The organism is Kribbella pratensis (assembly GCF_004366075.1).
GTDB classification, from domain to species: Bacteria; Actinomycetota; Actinomycetes; order Propionibacteriales; family Kribbellaceae; genus Kribbella; species Kribbella pratensis.
Map to the genome: position 1 here is coordinate 1,866,932 of NZ_SODU01000002.1, position 19,254 is coordinate 1,886,185.

Sequence of the window (19,254 nt, forward strand, 5' to 3'; positions counted from 1 at the left end):
AGACAATCAAGGATCTTCGGCCCCTCCCGGAAGCGCGTCCGCTCATGTCCAAGTCGTCGGCCAGTCACCGCCGGATCATCCTGGCGGGAGCGAATCCTGGCCTCCGGCTGTTCGACGAGCACGGCAAGGTGACGGCGTACGCGTCGATCTGGATGGTCGACTGGTCGATCCGCGGCTCGGGTACGGCGGTGGTGCTGTGGTTCGACGGGATCGTCCGCGTGGTGTCCGAGGACGTCGATCTCGCCTCCTGGCTGGAGCAGTACTTCGTCCGGTCGTTCCTCGAGGTTCAGGGACTGCCGTGGCACGAGCCGGCCGTCGAGCGGGACCTGGTCCAGGTCTCGATGAACCTGGCCGACGGCCTGAGCGCGAAGGCCGCGGACATCCAGATCGAGATGAGCGGCGTACTGGACCGGCGGTTGTTCGCGACCGACAACTTCCAGCTTGCCGACGGCAACCACAGCCTCAGCCTGGTGATCGCCCCGGTCCGGTCCGCGACGGTCTCGATCGGCGGCGCCTCGGTGCCCGGTTTCGTTCAGGTCGACGGCTCACCGGACAAGCCGGGCTCGTCCGCGTTCCTCACGACCGCCGAGGTCTGGCAGCGTTAACGCAGGTTGAACCAGTTCTCCATCCGCTCGACGACGCGCTGATCGCCGCTGAGCACCCGCTGCAGCCTGAACAGGTACGCCGCGAGCCCGGCAGCGCCCTGCATCCAGCCGACGCCCGGCCGCAGCAGCGGATCCTCGTTGCGGTGCTCCACGAACCGCCAATACCCCTCCGGGTAGGCGTGGTCGAGCAACGTGTCACCCATCAGTACGGCGAACTCCAGGTCCTGGTCCTCGCCGTCGCGGTGCCACGCGTCGAGGAACGCGTCGCCGACCCCCGCCGTACCGCAGCAGCGGCCGTCGTTGTCCCAGAAACCCGGATGGAGCCGCTCGGGGATGCCGGAGTACCGGACGCCGTCCAAACACCGGCGACGCCACGTCTGCGGCGTCTCACCGGCGATCTGCGGTACGCCGGCATACTCGAGCGCACTGAACGTCGACGCGGTCCCGGCACCGCCGTGGCACCAGTTGAACGTGTACTCGTCGCCGTGCCGCTCCGCCCACGGAATCACCCGCGGCACCCGAAAGCCTTTGTCGTCGTTGATCCCGAGCGTCACCAGGTGCTCGGCCCCGCGCCGCGCCACGTCGACGAGCTCAGGCCGCCCGAGTTCCACGCCGGCCACCGCGAGCACCGCGACGATCCCCGCGAGACCGTGCGAGAAATTCGGCATCTCGGTCGGCTCGTCGGTGCGGAACCGGCGGGACACGAACTGCCAGTTGACCCCGGCCTGCGTCTTCTCCTGTTCGCCGAGCAGCAGGTCCGCGGCCCGGTTGGCGAGCGCCGAGGCGTCGTCACCGCGCCGGGTCGCCCACAACGCGCCGAGCAGGATCGCGCCCGTTCCGAGGGTGATGTCGTTGGCGACCGCACCCGGCGCGTATCTCGGCTGGTCGAGGAAGCTCTCGGGCCAGCCGTCATCGGTCGCCCACGCCTGAAGACGTTCCAGCGCGGCGCTCGTGCCCGGCTGGTCGAGGGCAGTGAGCGCTCCGATCGAGCTGACCAGTCCCCCGAAGAAGGTGGTGGTCGTGGTCGTCGGGATCGTCCTACGGATGCGGTCCGCGATCGCGGCGGCCAGGTCCTGCTCGGCAGGGGTCCATTGCCGGGTCAGGCGGATCTCGGCGAGCGCGTGGGCGAGTCCGGCGATGCCGTTGTGCAGCCCGTCGCGCTCCTCCTCGATCGGCTGCTCGTCGCCGGCGAACTCGGGGATCCACGGGCCGTCGTCGTCCCACCGGACCTGGCCCATGACCCAGCCCCAGGCCGTTTCGCCGATCTCGCCGTACGTCATGGCTTGGCGTTCCGGAGCCGGATGCCGCTCCACTCGAGGGTGCTGGTTGTGACCGCGGCCCAGAAGTCGTGCAGCCGCTGCAGGACCCGCAACTGGATCCCGGCCTCCTCGTGCAGCGCGAACAGATCACCGACCCGCTCCGGCGTACCGAGAGGTCGTACGTCGGTGGTCGCGACGACGGCGGCGTCGTGCTCGACGAAGGCGTCGGCGGGGAGCCGGTAGGCGTACAGCTCGACGGAGCGCATCGCGTCCAGCCAGCCGTACTCAACGGCGTGGACGCGGGAGCCGGAGCCGGCGCCGATGATCCGGTCGCGGTCCTCAGGAGTGGTGTTCGGTCCGATCCAGGCCATCGCTCGCGGGCATTGGCGGGGGAACCAGTAGTCCGGCGCGCGCTCGTGGCCGACGGCCCAGACGTACGCCGTGGCCTGCTGCGCCGTCTTCGCGACGTGCGGCCGGAAGATCTCGATGGTCGGATCCTCGGAGAAGTGCAGAACCTCACCAGCCGCCGGACGCATGCGTCGCAGCTTAGTCAGAGGTGGTATCGCGGTGCGCGGGAATTACGGGTTCAGACCTACGGGTTCAGACCTACGGGTTCAGACCACAGTGGTTGCGCAGCCACGGCATCGGGTTGATCGGCTCGCCGCCGCCCGGCCGGACCTCGAAGTGCAGGTGCGGGCCGGTGGTGTTACCGGTCATCCCGACCGCGCCGACCTGGTCGCCGGCGTACACGGTCTCGCCGACCGACACGCTGAACTTCGACATGTGGTTGTACCAGGTGACGGTGCCGTCCTCGTGCCGCACCTGGACCTGACGGCCGTAGGCGCCGGCCCAGTCGGCGAAGATCACCACGCCCTTCATCACGGCGCCGATCCGGGTCCCGATCGGGGCGGCGAAGTCGGTGCCGGTGTGGTTGCGGGCCCAGCGGCTGCCGCCCTGCCCGAACGTCGCGGTGATGTGGTAGCCGGAGATCATCATCTCGCAGCGGGTGGCGGACTCGCGGGCCTTCTGTTCGGCGGCCTCGGCCTTCGCCTTCGCGGTGGCCAGGGCGCTCGCGCGCTTCGCGGTGAGGGCCTGGGTGGCGTTCAGCTTCGCGGCGCGTGCCTGGGCCAGCTTCGCGGCGGCGGACTGCTTCTTCGTCGTGTCGGCCAGCTGGACCCGGGAGGAGTCACGGGTGGCGAGCTGGCGCGCCTGGATGCGTGCCGTGGTGATACCGGACAACTGCTGCCCACTGTCCAGGCTGAGCGCGGCGAGGTTCACCGCGGAGTTCGCCTGGGTCGGTGACGCCAGCGAGCTGTGGCTGAAGCCGACAGCTCCGGCTGCCGCGGCGAGCGCGGCGGTCAAACCGACGATCTGGGAGCTGGTGGGGGTATTACGCCTGGCGACGCGATGCTTGGCACTGTGACGTCCTGCGCCGGGTTTGCGCGCAGCGTTGCCGGGCGTGACGCGGTCTCCCGCGGCACGGTGCTGGGACACAACGTGGCCTTTCGGTCACAGGGGAGGGGCTAAGGGGAGAGCGAGGGGGAAGCTCTCTCCTCCTCTCGGGGGGTTTATTCCCCGGGAGGACTCACAGACCATAACGGAAGGGTCACGGGGTGACAAACCCCGCCACCCACTTTTCCGCGTGTCCTTCACGAAACTTTTGCATGAGCCGCTGCACGTGCATCCGCCCGAATCGCTCAGAAGGCTTCCTGATCAGGCAGTTCTGGGCTCTTCGTCCAGGTGGGCCAGTACGCCGGTGATGCGGTGCACGACCTCGCCGTGGAACGGCAAGGACAGGTGGCCCACGCCGTGCACCCGGACGTTACTCGTCACCAGATCGGGGTGCCTGATCCGGGCCCTGCGCTGCGGCACGATCAACTGGTCGACGTCGCTGTAGAAAGCGACGAACCGGGTCCGGCAGTCCGGCGCCGGCTCGTCCAGCTCCGCCATCAGGTCGCTGTCCGGCCGGACCTGCTTCACCAGCGGCCACGGCAGCAGCTTGGCCGCGGCCGTGCCCTGGTGCGGCGTCCCCAGCGTCACGCAGGTGTGCACGCGGGCGTCGCCGCCCAGGCGCTGGATGTAGTACCGCGCGATCAGCCCGCCGAGGCTGTGCCCGATGACGTGGATCTGGTCGGATCCGGACGCCTCGCAGATCGCCTCGATCTCACGGCCCATCCGTTCCGCGGTACGGCGTACGTCCAGCGTCAGCGGTGAGTACGAGAACGTGTGGATGCTGCTGAACCCGCGCCGCACCAGCTGCCGGCGCATCATCGCGAAGACCGTGTGGTTGTCGATGATCCCGTGCGCGAGCAGGATCGGCGTACCGGCGGCCTGGATGTCGCTGACCAGCAGGCCGCGCTGGGCCGGGCCGAGGCCGGCCAGGTTCAGTCGCGCGGGGAGTGCGGGGGCGCCGCCGACCAGACCGAGCGGATACATCGCCAGGTGCGTGGTCAGCCAGCCGAGCTCGACCGCCGCGCCGTGCAGCACGCTGGGCGAGAGTGCGGAGCGGGCGCCGTACGCGAGTCCGTCCAGTGCGCCGCGGACCTCGTCCTGCCAGGAGCCCATGCGCGCCTCCTCACCAAACCAGACCCCCCGGTGGTCCGATCACTTTCAACGGTAACCGGTTCCCGTTCGGCGTGTGGGCGAACACACGCCGCCGTGTCTTATCCGTGAGGAACACAGCGGGTTAGCCTGCCCACATGTCTGCTACGAGCCCGTTGCGCGTTGTCGTCGCCAAGCCCGGTCTGGACGGTCACGACCGTGGCGCCAAGGTCGTCGCCCGGGCCCTGCGGGACGCCGGCATGGAGGTCATCTACACCGGGCTGCACCAGACCCCGGAGCAGATCGTCGAGACCGCGATCGCCGAGGACGCCGACGCGATCGGGCTGTCGGTGCTGTCCGGCGCGCACATGACGCTGTTCAAGCGGGTCCGCGAGCTGCTGACCGAGCGGGACGCCGAGGACATCGTGGTGTTCGGCGGCGGCATCATCCCGGACGCCGACCTGCAGCCGCTGGCCGAACTCGGCGTACACAAGATCTTCACCCCGGGTGCGACGACCACCGAGATCGTCGAGTGGGTCCGCGGTCACGTCGGCGACGCGTCGGCGTCCACGGCCTGAGAGCTGCCCGTTCTGATCCGCGGGGAGTACCGGAGTTGCGAATCCGCTCCGGAGCGTGATGACGACTGCGCGGAGTCGTTCTGAACGGGCTTGCCCGGTTCAGTCACGTTACTAACCGGTAATACCGAATCGTTAGGAAATGCCCGGTTGTGCGGGCTTCCCAAACGCGGTCGCATACAGCCATGCGGCTGTCCGTTTCAGAGACCGTCGGGCCGGGCTGTGTGTGGCTCAGAACACATCGGCCCCGTTCTCGGTTACTGTCCGGACATGGCGGATCGCGGTGTGGTGGGGAACGGCGACCGGCTGACGCAGGACCAAGCGATGTCCCATCGGGAGAGGGCAGGTACACGATGAGGTTTGAACGATCACACACACGCAAAGCGGCCGTCGTGGCCGTCGCGAGCAGCCTGGTGTTGCTTGCGTCAGCGTGTGGTGGCGGCGATGACGGAGGCAGCAGCAATGGGGGTGGCTCGGCCGGCGCGCTCGAGGGCCGGGGGCCGATTACCCTTGCCAGCGGCAAGGACACGTCCGGAAACCTGCAGAACCAGCTCAACGCCTGGAACGCGTCGCACCCGAACGAGAAGGTGGAGCTGAAGGAGCTGCCGGAGGACGCCGACGCGCAGCGGCAGCAGATGGTCCAGAACGCCCAGGCCAACTCCGACGCCTACAGCGTGCTGGTGATGGACGTGGTCTGGACGTCGGAGTTCGCGGCGAACCAGTGGATCACCCAGATCCCGGAGGACAAGGTTCCCGACCTGGGCAAGCTGATCCCGGCAACAGTCGAGACGGCGAAGTACCGCGACAAGCTGTACGGCGTGCCGATCACCTCCGACGGCGGCCTGCTGTACTACCGCAAGGACCTGCTGACCAAGGCCGGCATCACCGATGCGCCGAAGACCTGGGCCGACATGGTCGCCGCGTGCCAGAAGGTACAGGCGCTGCCCGAGGCAAAGGGCATGGGCTGCTACTCGGGTCAGTTCGAGAAGTACGAAGGCCTGACCGTCAACTTCGCCGAGGCGGTCAACTCCGCGGGCGGTTCGATCGTCGACAAGGACGGCAAGCCGAGCGTCAACACGCCGGAGGCGAAGGCCGGGCTCGACGAGCTGGTCAACGGCTTCAAGACCGGTGCCATCCCGAAGGCCGCGATCACCTACAAGGAAGAGGAAAGCCGGCGCGCGTTCCAGGAGGGCAAGCTGGTCTTCCTGCGCAACTGGCCGTACGTGTACGCCAAGGCCGCAGCGACCGACGGGACCTCGAAGGTAGCCGGCAAGTTCGGGGTCGCGCCGCTGCCGGGTAAGGACGGCCCGGGTGTCTCGTCGCTCGGCGGTCACGACTACGCGATCGCTTCCTCGGCCAAGAACAAGGCGACGGCGATCGACTTCATCAACTTCATGGCGAGCGAGGCGCGTCAGAAGGCGAACATCGAGAAGACGTCGCAGGCGCCGACCTGGGCCTCGCTGTACGACGACGCGGCGCTGAACAAGCAGTTCCCGTACCTGGCGCCGCTGAAGGCCTCGATCGAGAAGGCGCAGCCGCGGCCGCGGGTGGTCAAGTACGGCGACGTGACGGCAGCGATCCAGCAGGCGGCGTACGACGCGCTGAACGGCAAGGTGGCGCCGGACAAGGCGCTGGCCGACCTGCAGACCAAGCTGCAGTCGCTGATCACGCAATGACCGTCGTGTCGGGGCCGGTGCGGGGGGATGTTGCGACCACGCACCGGCCCCGGCCAGTTCCTGCCCGGGTTCGCCCGGGAAGCGTAAGGAGGCGCAGGTGACTGCAACCGCGCCGGTCGCGGAACGGCCGGCCAAGGAACCGAAGCAACCGAAGCGACAGCAGCGGTTCAACGAGGGCACCGGCCGGCTGGCCGCGATGCTGCTCTCCCCGACGATGCTCGTACTCGGGCTCGTCGTCCTGTTCCCGATCATCTCGGCGTTGCGTGAGTCGCTGTACACGAGTGGCACGAAGCTCGACGAGAACGGGTTCATCGTCAAGGGCTCGACCTTCGTCGGGCTGCAGAACTACACCGACATCTTCAAGGGCGAGATCGGCGACCGGTTCTGGAACGCGTTCTACAACACGACGTTCTTCACCGTGATCTGCGTCGTCCTGGAGACCGTCCTCGGTGTCGTGATGGCGCTGATCATGCACAAGGCGTTCAAGGGCCGCGGTGTGGTCCGGGCCAGCATCCTGGTCCCCTGGGCGATCCCGACCGTCATCTCGGCGCTGCTGTGGAAGTGGATCTTCCAGGCCGACGGCATCGCGAACGACCTGCTCGGTACCCAGATCCTGTGGTCCACCGAGGGCTGGCAGTCCAAGATGTCGGTGATCCTCGCCGACACCTGGAAGACCGCGCCGTTCATCGGCCTGCTGGTGCTGGCAGGCCTGCAGACCATCCCGGCCGAGGTCTACGAGGCGGCGAAGGTGGACGGTGCGAGTGTGTGGAAGACGTTCACCCGGATCACGCTGCCGCTGGTGAAGCCGGCGCTGCTGGTGGCAGTGCTGTTCCGCATTCTCGACACGCTGCGGATCTTCGATCTGCCGTTCGTCCTGGTCGGGCCGCACAAGGACTCGGTCGAGACGCTGTCGATGCTGGCGTACGACGAAGCCTTCAACACCAGATACGGCCCGGCGGCCGCTTATGCGACGGTGCTGTTCGTCTACGTCGCCGTGGTCGCCTACGCGTTCGTGAAGATCCTTGGAGCTGACGTGATCGGTGAGGCCAGAGCCAAGAAGCCTGGCGGTGGTGGTAAGGGCCGGCGGAAGAAGCGCGAGATCGAGGAGGCGCCGGGCGTTGCCATGGGCGCGGCCGCGGGTGGAGGTGGAGTGTGATGGCTACCGCAACCGCAGCGCCCAGGGAAGATCTCGCAAAGGTCCGCGCGGCCGAGGTCGGTCCGCTGCGCCGGTGGGCGCCGCTGATCGGCGTCGTGCTGATCGTGCTCTACTGCCTGGCGCCGTTCTACTGGATGGTGGTGTCGGCGTTCCGGCGGCCGGCCGACCAGTTCTCGAACAAGGTCATCCCGGCACCGTTCTCGATCCAGAACTTCAAGGACGTGTTCAGTGGCTCGAACGGCTTCGGCCGGGGCTTGCTGAACAGCCTGATCGTGGCCGGCACCGTGACGATCCTGACGCTGGTCATCGGCTTGATCGCGGCGTACACGCTGGCCCGGCTGGACTTCAAGTTCAAGAACGTCGTACTGGCGATCATCATCACCACGTCGATGTTCCCGGGCATCTCGCTGGTGGTGCCGCTGCTGAAGTTGTTCGTCGACATCAAGTGGATCAACACCTACCAGGCGATGATCGTGCCGAGCCTGTCGTTCGCGCTGCCACTGGCGGTGTGGAACCTGACCGCGTTCTTCCGGCAGATGCCGCAGGAACTCGAGCAGGCGGCGATGGTGGATGGCTGTACGCCCGCCCAGGCGTTCCGGAAGGTCATCATCCCGTTGGCCGCGCCGGGTGTGTTCACGACCGCGATCATCACCTTCATCGCGGCGTGGAACGAGTTCCTGATCGCCCTGAGCATGACGAACAAGAAGTCGATCCAGACGGCGAACGTGATCATTTCGCAGTTCACCGGTACGACGGGACGTGACCAACCGTTCGGTAGCCAGATGGCCGCCGGTGTGGTGGTCACGATCCCGCTCGTGATCGCGGTACTGCTGTTCCAGCGCCGTATCGTCGCCGGCCTCACGGCAGGTGGCGTGAAGTGAACTGGCGGGACCGGCGGGAGCGTGATCGCCGGGACCGGGAGGATCGGGATCGGCGGGACCGCGAGGACCGGGACCGCCGCGACCGCGAAGACCGGGATCGGCGGGACCGCGAAGACCGGGACCGCCGTGACCGTGAGCGCTACCGCTAGCTGACACCCGAGGGCCGGGACCACAAAGGTCCCGGCCCTCGTGCGTCGGCTACACCTCGAGCCAGACGGTGACGTCGGTGGGGAGCTCGCCGTTCGGCAGCGGCTCGCTGCTCAGCATGACCTTCTGGTGCTCGGGGAGGGCGACCGGAGCGCTGCTCAGGTTCACCACGCAACGGAAGCCGGGGTCGCGGGTGAACGAGAGGACGCCGTCGGGCGCATCCTGGTCCCAGATCAGCCGGCCCTCGCCCAGTGCCGGGTGCTCACGCCGGAAGCGGAGCGCCTGCTTGTAGAGGTTGAGGTGGCTGCTCGGATCAGATGCCTGGGACTCGGCGGTCAGACCGGCCCAGTCGGCCGGCTGTGGGAGCCAGGGCTGCCCGGACCCGGGGCCAAAGCCGTACGGCGGCTCGGAGCCGGACCACGGGATCGGGACCCGGCAGCCGTCGCGGCCGCGGACGGTGTGCCCGGAGCGCTCCCAGGTCGGATCGTCGAGCACGTCCTCGGGCAGGTCCTCCACCTCGGGCAGCCCGAGTTCGTCACCCTGGTAGATGTACGCGCCACCGGGCAGCGCCAGTTCCAGCAGCGCTGCCGCCCGCGCCCGGCGCAGCCCGAGCTCCAGATCGGTCGGTACGACGCCCGCGCCTTCCAATGCGTCCCGACGATCCCGGCCGTACCGCGTGCGGTGCCGGATCGTGTCGTGGTTGCTCAGCACCCACGTCGCCGGCGCCCCGACCGCCCACAGGTTGTCGGTGGTGTGGTCGATGACCTCACGCAGTTCCTTCGCGTCCCACGCCGCGCGCAGGGCGTCGAAGTTGAACGCCGAATGCAGTTCGTTGGGCCGCACGTACTGCGCCAGCCGTTCGGCCGGCGACAGCCACGCCTCCGCCACGAAGACCCGGGGTCCCTGCGGCGTATCGGCGTACTCGTCGGCGATCGCGCGCCAGCGCTGGTGGATGGTGTGCACCCCGGGCTGGTCGTAGAACGGGTTCCCGACGTACTTCTCGCGCGTCGGCTTCCCGTTGTGCAGCGGTACGTCGGGCAACGCCGGGTCCTTCGCCATCGAGTCGGCGACGTCGATCCGGAACCCGTCGACGCCGCGGTCGAACCAGAACCGCAGGATCGAATCGAACTCCTCGACCACCTTCGGGTTGTCCCAGTTCCAGTCCGGCTGGGAGATGTCGAACAGGTGCAGGTACCACTGGCCGTCGTCGATCTGCTGCCACGCGCCGCCGCCGAACGCGGCCGGCCAGTTGGTCGGCGGCAGGCCGTCCTCGGAGTCCCGGAACCAGAAGAGGTCCCGCTCCGGAGAACCCTTGCCCGCCGCCAGCGCGGCCTTGAACCACGGGTGGTCCCAGGAGCAGTGGTTCGGCACCAGGTCGATCAGGATCCGCAGGCCGAGTGCGTGCGCCTCGGTGATCAGTGCGTCCGCGTCGGCGAGGGTGCCGAACTCCGGGTTGATGTCGCGGTAGTCGGCGACGTCGTACCCGCCGTCGAGCAGCGGGGACGGATACCAGGGGCTGATCCAGATCGCGTCGACGCCGAGCTCTGCGAGGTATGGCAGCCGGGCGCGGATCCCGTTCACGTCGCCGGTCCCGTCCCCGTCGGCGTCGGCGAACGAACGCGGATACACCTGGTAGACGACGGCGCTACGCCACCAGTCGTCAGCTGGTCTGATCTCAGGATCGGTCATGCGGTCTAGCCTGACATGGGGCCCGGAGAAGGCTGTGACGGTCGTCTCAGCCGGGACCCCGCCTGTTGCTGCCGGCACGAGGGTGGCTACTGTCAGAAGCCCCGTACAGGCGAGAGAGGGACCACACTCGTGGATCTGATGGAATTCCAGGCGAAGACGGTCTTCGCCAAGCACGGAGTGCGGACGACCGTGGGTGCGGTCGTCACGACTCCGGAGGAAGCCCGCGCGGCGGCCGAGAAGATCGGCGGCCGGGTGGTCGTGAAGGCCCAGGTCAAGACCGGCGGCCGCGGCAAGGCCGGCGGCGTCAAGCTGGCCTCGAACCCGGACGAGGCCGAGGAGAAGGCCCGCGAGATCCTCGGGCTCGACATCAAGGGTCACGTCGTCAAGATCCTGAACATCGTCCCGGCCGCGGCGATCGGCGAGGAGTACTACTTCTCGTTCCTGATCGACCGGGCCAACCGCAACTACCTCTGCATCGCCTCCGCCGCCGGCGGCATGGAGATCGAGGAGGTCGCGCACACCAACCCGGACGCGGTCGCGAAGATCTCGATCGACCCGGCGACCGGTGTCGACGAGGCGAAGGCGCGGGAGATCGCGGTCGCCGCGAAGTACCCGGCCGACGTGATCGACGCCGTCGTACCGGAGATCGTCAAGCTGTACGACGTGTTCATCGCCGAGGACGCCTCGCTGGTCGAGGTGAACCCGCTGGTCAAGCTCGAGGACGGCAACGTCGAGGCGCTGGACGGCAAGGTCACGCTGGACGAGAACGCGGACTTCCGGCACCCGGACCACGCCGAGTTCGAGGACGTGTCGGCGGCCGACCCGCTGGAGGCGGCGGCCAAGGCCAAGGGCCTGAACTACGTGAAGCTGGACGGCTCGGTCGGCATCATCGGCAACGGCGCGGGTCTGGTGATGAGCACCTTGGACGTCGTCGCGTACGCCGGCGAGGAGTTCGGCGGCGTCAAGCCCGCGAACTTCCTTGACATCGGCGGTGGCGCGAGCGCCGAGGTGATGGCCAACGGCCTGGAGATCATCATCTCCGACCCGCAGGTGCAGAGCGTGTTCGTGAACGTGTTCGGCGGCATCACCGCCTGTGACGCGGTCGCGAACGGCATCGTGCAGGCGTTCGAGCTGCTGTCGAGCCGCGGCGAGGCCGTCACCAAGCCGCTGGTCGTCCGGCTGGACGGCAACAACGCCGAGGAGGGCCGCCGGATCCTCGACGAGGCCGGCCTGGCCGGCCTGGAGCGGGTCGACACGATGGACGGCGCCGCCAAGCGCGCCGCCGAGCTGGCTGCGAAGTAAGGGATCGCCGAACAATGTCTATCTTCCTGACCAAGGACAGCAAGGTCATCGTCCAGGGCATGACCGGCTCCGAGGGCACCAAGCACACCACCCGGATGCTTGCCTCCGGCACCAACATCGTCGGCGGCGTGAACCCGCGCAAGGCGGGGCAGAGCCAGGACTTCGACGGCAAGGCGGTACCGGTGTTCGGCACCGTTGCGGACGCCGTCAAGGAGACCGGTGCGAACGTCTCCGTCATCTTCGTCCCGCCGAAGTTCACCAAGGACGCCGTACTGGAGGCCATCGAGGCCGAGGTGCCGCTGGTCGTGGTGATCACCGAGGGCGTGCCGGTGCACGACACCGCCGCGTTCTTCGCCGCCGCGCAGGCGTCCGGCAAGACCCGGATCATCGGCCCGAACTGCCCGGGCATCATCACCCCGGGCGAGTCGAACGCCGGCATCATCCCGGCCGATATCGCCGGCCAGGGCCGGATCGGTCTGGTGTCGAAGTCGGGCACGCTGACGTACCAGATGATGTACGAGCTGCGGGACTTCGGGTTCTCGACCGCGATCGGGATCGGCGGCGACCCGATCATCGGGACCACGCACATCGACGCGCTGCGGGCCTTCCAGGACGACCCGGACACCGACGCGATCGTGATGATCGGTGAGATCGGCGGTGACGCCGAGGAGCGGGCGGCCGCGTTCATCAAGGAGAACGTGACCAAGCCGGTCGTCGGGTACGTCGCGGGCTTCACCGCACCGGAGGGCAAGACGATGGGCCACGCCGGCGCGATCGTCTCGGGCTCGTCGGGTACGGCGGCCGCGAAGCAGGAGGCCCTCGAGGCCGTCGGCGTGAAGGTCGGCAAGACGCCGTCCGAGACCGCCAACCTGATGCGCGAGATCATGCAGGGCCTGAGCAAGTAACTGCCAGGAGCTGTGCAGCGGGACCTGCCCCTGACGGGGTGGGTCCCGCTTTCTACTGGTAGGCGGCGGAGCGGTCGGCCGCGCGGGCGAGCGTCTCGTTGAACGCCGCGTTGGTGAGGTCCAGCTCCTTGAGCACCGGGAACAGCACGTAGACCGCCCGGTTCCCGGATCCGGCGATCCCGATCCGGTAGACGAACTTCTTCCCGTCGCCGGTGTCGTACGTCGCCTTCCAGCTCTTGCCCGTCATCGTGTTGGTCTTGACCGTGCCGGTCGACTCGACCTTCGCGTTCGAGACGTTCTTCTCGCAGGCGTCGACGTTCTTCTTGATCTGGCTGACGTAACTCGCCGCCGCGGTCGGGGTGGCGAACTTGATCACCGTGTCGTCGAACCCGAACTCGGTCGGCACCTTCGCCTCCGGCGTCACGTACGTGACCGTGCCGTACTTGGTCGCCTTCGCCTTCTTGAGGCCGAGCTTCTCGCAGCCGGTGCCGTCGTTGCTCGTCGCGGGGGCGCTCACCCACGGCTTGTCGATCTCGTCCAGCAGCGGCAGGTCGACCGACGCCATGAAACCCGGGGCGTCGGTGTTCGGCAGCAGGGCGGGTTTCGCGACCGGCTCCCCGGTCGCGCAGCCGCCGGTCTGGGCGCAGATCTTCTTCGCCGCGGCGCTCGCGGTGGCCAGCACCGTGTCCGGCCGGGGCGGCGCGGCCGCCAGCGTGTCGTGCTCGACGACCATGGTCGCCTGCCCGACCAGTGTGACCGCGACGGTCTTGTACTTCGTCTTCGCGCCGGGGACCTGCCCGAACACGGCGATCACACCGCGCTCGCCGACGCCGGTGGTCACGTAGCCGGCCGACAACCGGGTCTGCGGTGTCGTGCACTGGCTGAGCCAGTGGACGACAGTGGTGTAGGTCTTCGCGGCGGTGGCCTTGTCGTTCGACACGTCGACGTACTGCACTGCCGTGTCCTTGGTGGCCGAGTTCTGCAGGGTGCGGACCCAGGTCCGCAGGCCGGACGGGTCGGCGAACCGCTGCGACTGGCAGGCGAACGCGCTGTCCGGGGCGGAGTCGCCGTCCGCGGTCTTGGTGACCGCCCAGGTGCCGGTGGCGCCGAGCGTCTTCGCGCTCGCGGCGTCCAGCAGCGCCTTGTCGTCGGCGAGTACGTCGGAATTGGTCGGCTTGTCGTCCGACGGGCCGTTGCCGGCCTTCGCGCCGGGCTCCTTGTCGCCGCCGAACGCGTTCAGCGCGGCGACACCGCCGCCGCCGACCAGCACCACGACCGCGACGCCTGCTGCGATCGTCTGGTTCCGCTTACGCGCCTTCAGGCGGCGCGCCTCCCGGGCAGCGGCGCGACCGCCGCCGCGTGATGCACGGTGGGAACCGGCCAAAGCTCGTCCTCCTGACTGATTCCACCCGACAGTACCGGGTGAACCCACGCTGCTCCCACTCAGCTACCAACAGGCGAACAGGGATGAACTGAGCGTGAGCAAGCGGGCTGAAGTCTCCCACATCCGGCGTGTCAGGACGAGTGGCGTCCGTGCGCGGGGAGACCATGGGAGTCAGATGACCGACATGCTGAGCCGCTCCGGGGCCCGGGACGGCGACACGAGCGCTGCGCCCACGTCGGAGATCGCCGCCCAGACCAAGCCGTTGATCGTGTCGGCCGTGATCTCCGCCGGAGCGTGTCTGCTGACGGGTCTGCTCACGTGCGCCGCGGTCGCCGTCATCGGCTGGCTGGGCGCGACGTTCGGCGGCGCCTCCGGCGCGGTCCGGGCCGGAGCGTCGGTCTGGCTGATCGCGCACAAGGCCGCCGTCACCATTGGCAGCAGCACGGTCGGCGCCGGCCGGATCAGCGTCGCGCCGCTCGGCCTGACACTGTTCTTCGCCTGGTGCCTGTACCGCGGCGGCAGGTCGGCGGCCCGATCCAGCGCGGCCGACCGGACCCGGGACCTGATCGCGCTGGCCGGAGCGTTCGCGCTCGTCTACGGCCTCGGCGCGCTCGTCGTGGCGTTGCTCACGGCAGAGGGCTCGCTGAAGGTGTCGCCACTGGGCGCGTTCCTGGGCGCGTTCTCGCTGGCGCTGGTGGCCGGCCTTGCGGGCATCGCGGTCGAGTCCGGAGCGGCCGAGGATCTCGCGGACGCCACACCCGCGGGCCTGCGGGACGCCGTACCCGCCGCGCTGGCCGCCGTACTGACCGTGATCGCGATGGCCTCGCTGTTGTACGGCGTACTGCTCGCGATCCACTTCTCCCGGATCACCGGGATGCTCGAACTTCTGGACGCCGGCGTGATCGGGTCGGTCGTGCTGTTCGCGATCTGCCTGATGCTGGTGCCGAACATGGTGCTGTACGTCGTCGCATTCCTCGCCGGACCCGGGTTCCAACTCGGGGTCGGGACGACGATCGCGCCGACCGGTGTGGATGTCGGGAACCTGCCCGCCCTCCCGCTGCTGGCGGCGGTACCTGCCGACGGCGCCACCCCGTCGTACCTGCTGGTGCTGACGGCCGTGGTGCCGCTGGTCGCCGGTGCGGTCGCAGGTCTGGTCGTCGTACGGCGAGGGCTCACGGAGCGGGACGCTGACGCGCTGGGATGGGATGCGTTCGCGCTGCGCGGTGCGATGGCGGCGCTCGTCGCGGGCGTCATCGTGTTCGCGCTGCTGGCGCTGTCGGGCGGATCGGCGGGGCCCGGGCGGATGTCCGCGGTCGGAGTTCCGGCGGCGTTGCCGGCGGCCGGCGTACTGGCGGCGGGGATGGCGATCGGGGCCGCGATCACGGCCGCTGTGGTCTCGTCCCGCCGCCCGGCTGACGGGGAGACCGACGCCGAGCGATAGGCTTCCGGCCGTGACTTCTGCTGATGCCGCTGCGGTCGACTCAGGGCAGGCACGCCTCGTCGTGCTCGTGTCGGGGTCGGGGTCGAACCTGCAGGCATTGCTGGACGCCTGCGCCGACCCGGCGTACGGCGCTCAGGTCGTCGCCGTCGGCGCCGACCGGGACGGGATCGCCGGCCTGGAGCGCGCCGAGGCCGCCGGTGTGCCGACCTTCGTGCACAAGGTGAAGGAGTACCCGGCACGCGCCGACTGGGATCGTGCGCTGACCGCGTCCGTCGCGCAGTACAAGCCTGATCTGGTCGTGTCCGCGGGCTTCCTGAAGCTGGTCGGTGAGGACTTCCTGGAGTCCTTCGGCGACCGCTACATCAACACCCACAACGCGCTGCTGCCGGCGTTCCCCGGGATCCACGGGCCCCGGGACGCGCTGGAGTACGGCGTCAAGGTCGCCGGGGCGACGCTGTTCTTCGTGGACGGCGGCGTCGACACCGGGCCGATCATCGCGCAGGTCGTCGTACCCGTACTCGACGACGACACCGAAGAAGCCCTGACCGAACGGATCAAGGACGTCGAACGCCGCCAGTTGGTGGAGTGGGTCGGCCGCCTGGTCCGGGAGGGCTGGACCATCACTGGACGAAAGGTTCGACTGAAGTGAGCACCGACCGCAGGCCGATTCGCCGCGCGCTGATCAGCGTGTACGACAAGACCGGCCTGGAGGAGCTCGCTTCCGCGCTGCACGCCGCCGGTGTCCAGCTGGTATCGACCGGTTCCACCGCGGCGCGGATCGCGGCGGCCGGGGTTCCGGTGACCAAGGTCGAGGAGCTGACCGGTTTCCCGGAGTGCCTCGACGGGCGGGTCAAGACCCTGCACCCGATGGTGCACGCCGGGCTGCTGGCCGACGTACGGAGGGACGAGCACGTCGAGCAGCTGCGGGAGATGCGGGTCGAGCCGTTCGACCTGCTGGTCAGCAACCTGTACCCGTTCACCGAGACGGTCGCCTCCGGCGCGTCGGTCGACGAGTGCATCGAGCAGATCGACATCGGCGGACCGTCGATGGTGCGTGGCGCGGCGAAGAACCACGCGAACGTCGCGGTGGTGACGTCGCCGGCGCAGTACGCGGAGTTGTACGCGGCACTCGACGGGGGCGGCTTCTCGCTCGAGGAGCGGCAGAGGCTCGCGGCGGCGGCGTTCGTGCACACAGCGGACTACGACATCGCGGTCGCGTCCTGGATGGGCAATGTGCTCACCGACTCGAGCGAGGGGTCCGGCTTCCCTGCGTGGGTGGGCGCTTCGTGGGAGAAGTCCGCCGTCCTGCGGTACGGCGAGAACCCGCATCAGCCGGCCGCGCTGTACCTGAACGGGCGGGGCGGGCTGGCCGCGGCGGAGCAGTTGCACGGCAAGGAGATGTCGTACAACAACTACGTCGACGCCGACGCGGCCCGGCGTACCGCCTATGACTTCAGCGAGCCGGCGGTCGCGATCATCAAGCACGCGAACCCGTGCGGGATCGCCGTCGGCAAGGACATCGCGGAGGCCCACCGGCGCGCGCACGAGTGCGACCCGGTGTCGGCGTACGGCGGTGTGATCGCGACGAACCGCCCGGTCTCGGTGGACCTCGCCAAGCAGGTCGCGGAGATCTTCACCGAGGTGCTGGTGGCGCCTGCGTTCGAGGACGGCGCGGTCGAGATCCTGCAGGCGAAGAAGAACATCCGGCTGCTCGTGGCGCCGGCCGTGTCCGCGGACGAGACGGTCGAGTGGCGCGCAATCAGCGGCGGCCTGCTGCTGCAGCACCGCGACCGCTTCCAGGCTTCCGGTGACGACCCGTCCGCGTGGACCCTCGCCGCCGGCGAGGCCGCCTCGGACGAGGTGCTGGCCGATCTCGCCTTCGCATGGAAGGCGTGCCGTGCGGTCAAGTCCAACGCGATCCTGCTCGCTGCCGACGGTGCCTCGGTCGGCGTCGGCATGGGCCAGGTCAACCGCGTCGACTCCTGCCGGCTGGCCGTCTCTCGCGCCGGCGACCGCGCCAACGGCTCCGTCGCCGCCTCCGACGCCTTCTTCCCCTTCCCCGACGGCCTCGAGGTCCTCATCGAAGGCGGCGTCAAAGCGGTAGTCCAGCCCGGCGGCTCCATCCGCGACGAAGCAGCCATCGAAGCCGCCACCAAGGCCGGCATCACCATGTACTTCACCGGAACCCGCCACTTCTTCCACTGAGTCAAAACGTCGCCCGGATCTCGATCCGGGCGAGCGTTCATTCGGTGGTCAGCAGGCGAACACCGATGGCGGCGATGAGAAGGTCGGCCAGGGCGATTGCCACGTAGGTGGTGAAGCTGGTGAAACCGGTGACGAAGATGGCCGGCGTGACGATCAGCAGTTGGAAGGCGCCGAAGATCAGCGGCAGGGCGGCCCAGCGCGCCGGCCAGTGGTGGATCCGCAGGGCGGCGACGCCGTAGCCGATCAGACCCAGGTCCGCGATGAGCAGGCCGATGCCGAAGACAGAGCTGGCCAGGTCGGTGGCTGCCGAGTCGAACGTCTTGTCGGCGACCAGGATCAGCACCAGTTCGCCCGGGACCGTGATCGCGAAGCCGACGACTGAGAGCGCGGCGAAGACCTTCGTCGCCCGGGTACGCCGTGCCGCGTCGGAGCGGACCAGTGCGAACACGCCGTACGCCATCAACGCCTGGGTGAGAGCGAAGAACAGGGTCTTCTGTCTGATGTGTGGGTCAGGTGCGGCCTGGGAGGGGTGGTCGGTAGCCGCCGAGGGTGAGCATGGTCAAGGCGATGAGGGCTTGTGGGTCTTTGAAGCCGTAGGCGGTGCGGGTGATGAGCCGGATCTTGGTGTTGACCGCTTCGACGCGGGCGTTGGTGAGGCCGTGGTCGAGGCTGGCGTGGATGGCGGGTAGGTGTCGTTTGATCCTGCGGCCGATTCGACGAATACGTCGATGCGGCAGCGTTGGGCCCAGGTCAGCCAGCGTTGGAGGGCGTGTTTGCCGTCGGTGCCGGCGAGCTTGAACACGTGCCGCAGGCCTTCTTTGAGGAGGTAAGCGCGGTGCAGGCGCGGGCTGGAGGTGGCGATCCAGGCGAGTTGGGCGGTTTGTTTGGCGGTGAGGTCTTCGGGGTTCTTCCACAACGCCCACCGCGACCGCGCGATGGTCTGGGCGTCTCCGCGGGAGGCGTGGTAGCGGCCCCCGGCCAGGTCGCCGATCTGCCGGGTGCCGCCAGCTCGGCGGCGGGCGATGTTCCAGGTCTCACGCCGTACCTCGTCCAGGCACTTGGTGGCCCAGGACACGAGATGGAACGGGTCCGCGCACAACACCGCCTGCGGCGCCTGCTTGGCGACCACGCCGGTGATCCAACTGGCCCCATCGGCCGACACGTGCGTCAACGCCTCGGCGCGATCGGGTCCGAGGGCGTCAAAGAACCTGGCCACGGTCGCGGCGTCACGACCCGGCTGCGCCCACACCAGATCCCCCGAATTGTGGTCGACCACCACCGTCAAATACTGCTGGCCCTTGCGGTAGCTGACCTCGTCGATCCCGACCCGGGCCAGCCCGTCGAGCCGGTCGCGGGCCGCGTCCACGTCGGCACACACCCGCTTCACGATCGCCCCGACCGTGCGCCACGAGATCCGCATCAACTGCGTCACCGCCGTCTTCGACGTCTGCGTGGCCAGCCACGCCACCTGGTCGTCGAACATGCGCG

General features: G+C 68.8%; 18 protein-coding genes and 1 pseudogene. 11 read left to right on the forward strand and 8 right to left on the reverse strand.

Annotation, left to right across the window (positions count from 1 at the left end; translation table 11 throughout):
* The first annotated feature begins 44 nt into the window (after positions 1–44).
* Positions 45–605, forward strand: a complete 561-nt coding sequence (locus EV137_RS23910) for a hypothetical protein (RefSeq protein ID WP_134003832.1) — start codon at positions 45–47, stop codon at positions 603–605.
* Here EV137_RS23910 and EV137_RS23915 read toward each other — a convergent pair.
* From EV137_RS23915 to EV137_RS23930, 4 genes are all read right to left on the reverse strand, one after another.
* A complete protein-coding gene (locus EV137_RS23915; RefSeq protein ID WP_202871094.1) occupies positions 602–1,918 on the reverse strand; it encodes a lanthionine synthetase LanC family protein in 1,317 nt (438 codons plus the stop codon). The two genes, EV137_RS23910 and EV137_RS23915, sit on opposite strands and share 4 nt — an antisense overlap.
* Positions 1,882–2,400: a DUF6886 family protein gene (locus EV137_RS23920; protein ID WP_134130790.1), complete on the reverse strand. Its 519-nt coding sequence runs from the start codon at positions 2,398–2,400 to the stop codon at positions 1,882–1,884. The genes EV137_RS23915 and EV137_RS23920 overlap by 37 nt, the downstream gene beginning before the upstream one ends.
* A 70-nt stretch (positions 2,401–2,470) precedes the next feature.
* On the reverse strand, positions 2,471–3,358 hold the full coding sequence (locus tag EV137_RS23925) for a M23 family metallopeptidase (RefSeq protein ID WP_238175509.1): 888 nt from the start codon (positions 3,356–3,358) through the stop codon (positions 2,471–2,473).
* 219 nt (positions 3,359–3,577) lie between these two features.
* Positions 3,578–4,429, reverse strand: a complete 852-nt coding sequence (locus EV137_RS23930) for an esterase/lipase family protein (protein WP_134130791.1) — start codon at positions 4,427–4,429, stop codon at positions 3,578–3,580.
* 134 nt (positions 4,430–4,563) lie between these two features.
* Here EV137_RS23930 and icmB point away from each other — a divergent pair, with 134 nt between their 5' ends.
* The 5 genes from icmB (at position 4,564) to EV137_RS23955 (ending at position 8,842) form a co-directional block, all read left to right on the forward strand.
* Positions 4,564–4,983, forward strand: coding sequence for a coenzyme B12-dependent isobutyryl CoA mutase small subunit (gene icmB / locus EV137_RS23935; RefSeq protein ID WP_134003840.1), 420 nt, complete (start codon positions 4,564–4,566; stop codon positions 4,981–4,983).
* A 350-nt stretch (positions 4,984–5,333) separates the two neighbouring features.
* Complete coding sequence (locus EV137_RS23940; protein WP_134003842.1) at positions 5,334–6,656, forward strand: ABC transporter substrate-binding protein; 1,323 nt, start codon at positions 5,334–5,336, stop codon at positions 6,654–6,656.
* A gap of 97 nt (positions 6,657–6,753) precedes the next feature.
* A complete protein-coding gene (locus EV137_RS23945; RefSeq protein WP_238175510.1) occupies positions 6,754–7,812 on the forward strand; it encodes a carbohydrate ABC transporter permease in 1,059 nt (352 codons plus the stop codon).
* Positions 7,813–7,946: 134 nt separating this feature from the next.
* Positions 7,947–8,693, forward strand: a complete 747-nt coding sequence (locus EV137_RS23950; protein WP_202871130.1) for a carbohydrate ABC transporter permease — start codon at positions 7,947–7,949, stop codon at positions 8,691–8,693.
* Positions 8,690–8,842, forward strand: a complete 153-nt coding sequence (locus EV137_RS23955) for a hypothetical protein (protein ID WP_202871095.1) — start codon at positions 8,690–8,692, stop codon at positions 8,840–8,842. The genes EV137_RS23950 and EV137_RS23955 overlap by 4 nt, the downstream gene beginning before the upstream one ends.
* Positions 8,843–8,891: 49 nt before the next feature.
* Here EV137_RS23955 and EV137_RS23960 read toward each other — a convergent pair whose 3' ends face one another.
* Positions 8,892–10,529 carry a glycoside hydrolase family 13 protein gene (locus tag EV137_RS23960; protein WP_134130792.1) on the reverse strand — a complete coding sequence of 546 codons (1,638 nt, stop codon included), beginning with the start codon at positions 10,527–10,529 and terminating at the stop codon, positions 8,892–8,894.
* Positions 10,530–10,658: 129 nt separating this feature from the next.
* Here EV137_RS23960 and sucC point away from each other — a divergent pair, with 129 nt between their 5' ends.
* Positions 10,659–11,831 (forward strand): ADP-forming succinate--CoA ligase subunit beta, encoded by a 1,173-nt coding sequence (sucC, locus tag EV137_RS23965; protein ID WP_134003847.1) that lies wholly within the window; start codon positions 10,659–10,661, stop codon positions 11,829–11,831.
* A gap of 14 nt (positions 11,832–11,845) precedes the next feature.
* Complete coding sequence (gene sucD / locus EV137_RS23970; RefSeq protein ID WP_134003849.1) at positions 11,846–12,736, forward strand: succinate--CoA ligase subunit alpha; 891 nt, start codon at positions 11,846–11,848, stop codon at positions 12,734–12,736.
* Positions 12,737–12,788: 52 nt separating this feature from the next.
* On the opposite strand, the gene EV137_RS23975 is transcribed toward sucD, so the two are convergent.
* Positions 12,789–14,120 carry a hypothetical protein gene (locus EV137_RS23975; protein ID WP_134130793.1) on the reverse strand — a complete coding sequence of 444 codons (1,332 nt, stop codon included), beginning with the start codon at positions 14,118–14,120 and terminating at the stop codon, positions 12,789–12,791.
* A gap of 175 nt (positions 14,121–14,295) precedes the next feature.
* Between EV137_RS23975 and EV137_RS23980 the strand changes: the two genes are divergently transcribed.
* Genes EV137_RS23980 through purH form a run of 3 tightly spaced genes read left to right on the forward strand, consistent with a single transcriptional unit; the run spans position 14,296 to position 17,766 of the window.
* The gene (locus EV137_RS23980; protein ID WP_134130794.1) at positions 14,296–15,561 is read left to right on the forward strand and encodes a cell division protein PerM; all 1,266 of its coding nucleotides are present in this window, start codon (positions 14,296–14,298) and stop codon (positions 15,559–15,561) included.
* Positions 15,562–15,571: 10 nt separating this feature from the next.
* The gene (gene purN, locus EV137_RS23985) at positions 15,572–16,210 is read left to right on the forward strand and encodes a phosphoribosylglycinamide formyltransferase (RefSeq protein ID WP_134003862.1); all 639 of its coding nucleotides are present in this window, start codon (positions 15,572–15,574) and stop codon (positions 16,208–16,210) included.
* On the forward strand, positions 16,207–17,766 hold the full coding sequence (purH, locus tag EV137_RS23990) for a bifunctional phosphoribosylaminoimidazolecarboxamide formyltransferase/IMP cyclohydrolase (RefSeq protein ID WP_134130795.1): 1,560 nt from the start codon (positions 16,207–16,209) through the stop codon (positions 17,764–17,766). The genes purN and purH overlap by 4 nt, the downstream gene beginning before the upstream one ends.
* Before the next feature lie 37 nt (positions 17,767–17,803).
* Here the strand turns inward: purH and EV137_RS23995 are convergent, their stop codons facing one another.
* Both EV137_RS23995 and EV137_RS24000 read right to left on the reverse strand, forming a co-directional pair.
* Positions 17,804–18,226, reverse strand: coding sequence for a hypothetical protein (locus tag EV137_RS23995; RefSeq protein WP_134130796.1), 423 nt, complete (start codon positions 18,224–18,226; stop codon positions 17,804–17,806).
* Positions 18,227–18,275: 49 nt separating this feature from the next.
* Positions 18,276–19,254, reverse strand: a pseudogene (locus EV137_RS24000) (ISL3 family transposase); the annotation flags it as partial.

Excerpts from the sequence above, each read along its gene's own strand:
- EV137_RS23950 (WP_202871130.1), top strand. The coding sequence starts at position 7,947 with ATGGTGGTGTCGGCGTTCCGGCGGCCGGCCGACCAGTTCTCGAACAAG.
- EV137_RS23995 (WP_134130796.1), bottom strand. The coding sequence starts at position 18,226 with ATGGCGTACGGCGTGTTCGCACTGGTCCGCTCCGACGCGGCACGGCGT.
- EV137_RS23980 (WP_134130794.1), top strand. The coding sequence starts at position 14,296 with ATGACCGACATGCTGAGCCGCTCCGGGGCCCGGGACGGCGACACGAGC.
- EV137_RS23940 (WP_134003842.1), top strand. The coding sequence starts at position 5,334 with ATGAGGTTTGAACGATCACACACACGCAAAGCGGCCGTCGTGGCCGTC.
- EV137_RS23930 (WP_134130791.1), bottom strand. The coding sequence starts at position 4,429 with ATGGGCTCCTGGCAGGACGAGGTCCGCGGCGCACTGGACGGACTCGCG.
- EV137_RS23920 (WP_134130790.1), bottom strand. The coding sequence starts at position 2,400 with ATGCGTCCGGCGGCTGGTGAGGTTCTGCACTTCTCCGAGGATCCGACC.
- sucD (WP_134003849.1), top strand. The coding sequence starts at position 11,846 with ATGTCTATCTTCCTGACCAAGGACAGCAAGGTCATCGTCCAGGGCATG.
- icmB (WP_134003840.1), top strand. The coding sequence starts at position 4,564 with ATGTCTGCTACGAGCCCGTTGCGCGTTGTCGTCGCCAAGCCCGGTCTG.
- EV137_RS23960 (WP_134130792.1), bottom strand. The coding sequence starts at position 10,529 with ATGACCGATCCTGAGATCAGACCAGCTGACGACTGGTGGCGTAGCGCC.
- EV137_RS23910 (WP_134003832.1), top strand. The coding sequence starts at position 45 with ATGTCCAAGTCGTCGGCCAGTCACCGCCGGATCATCCTGGCGGGAGCG.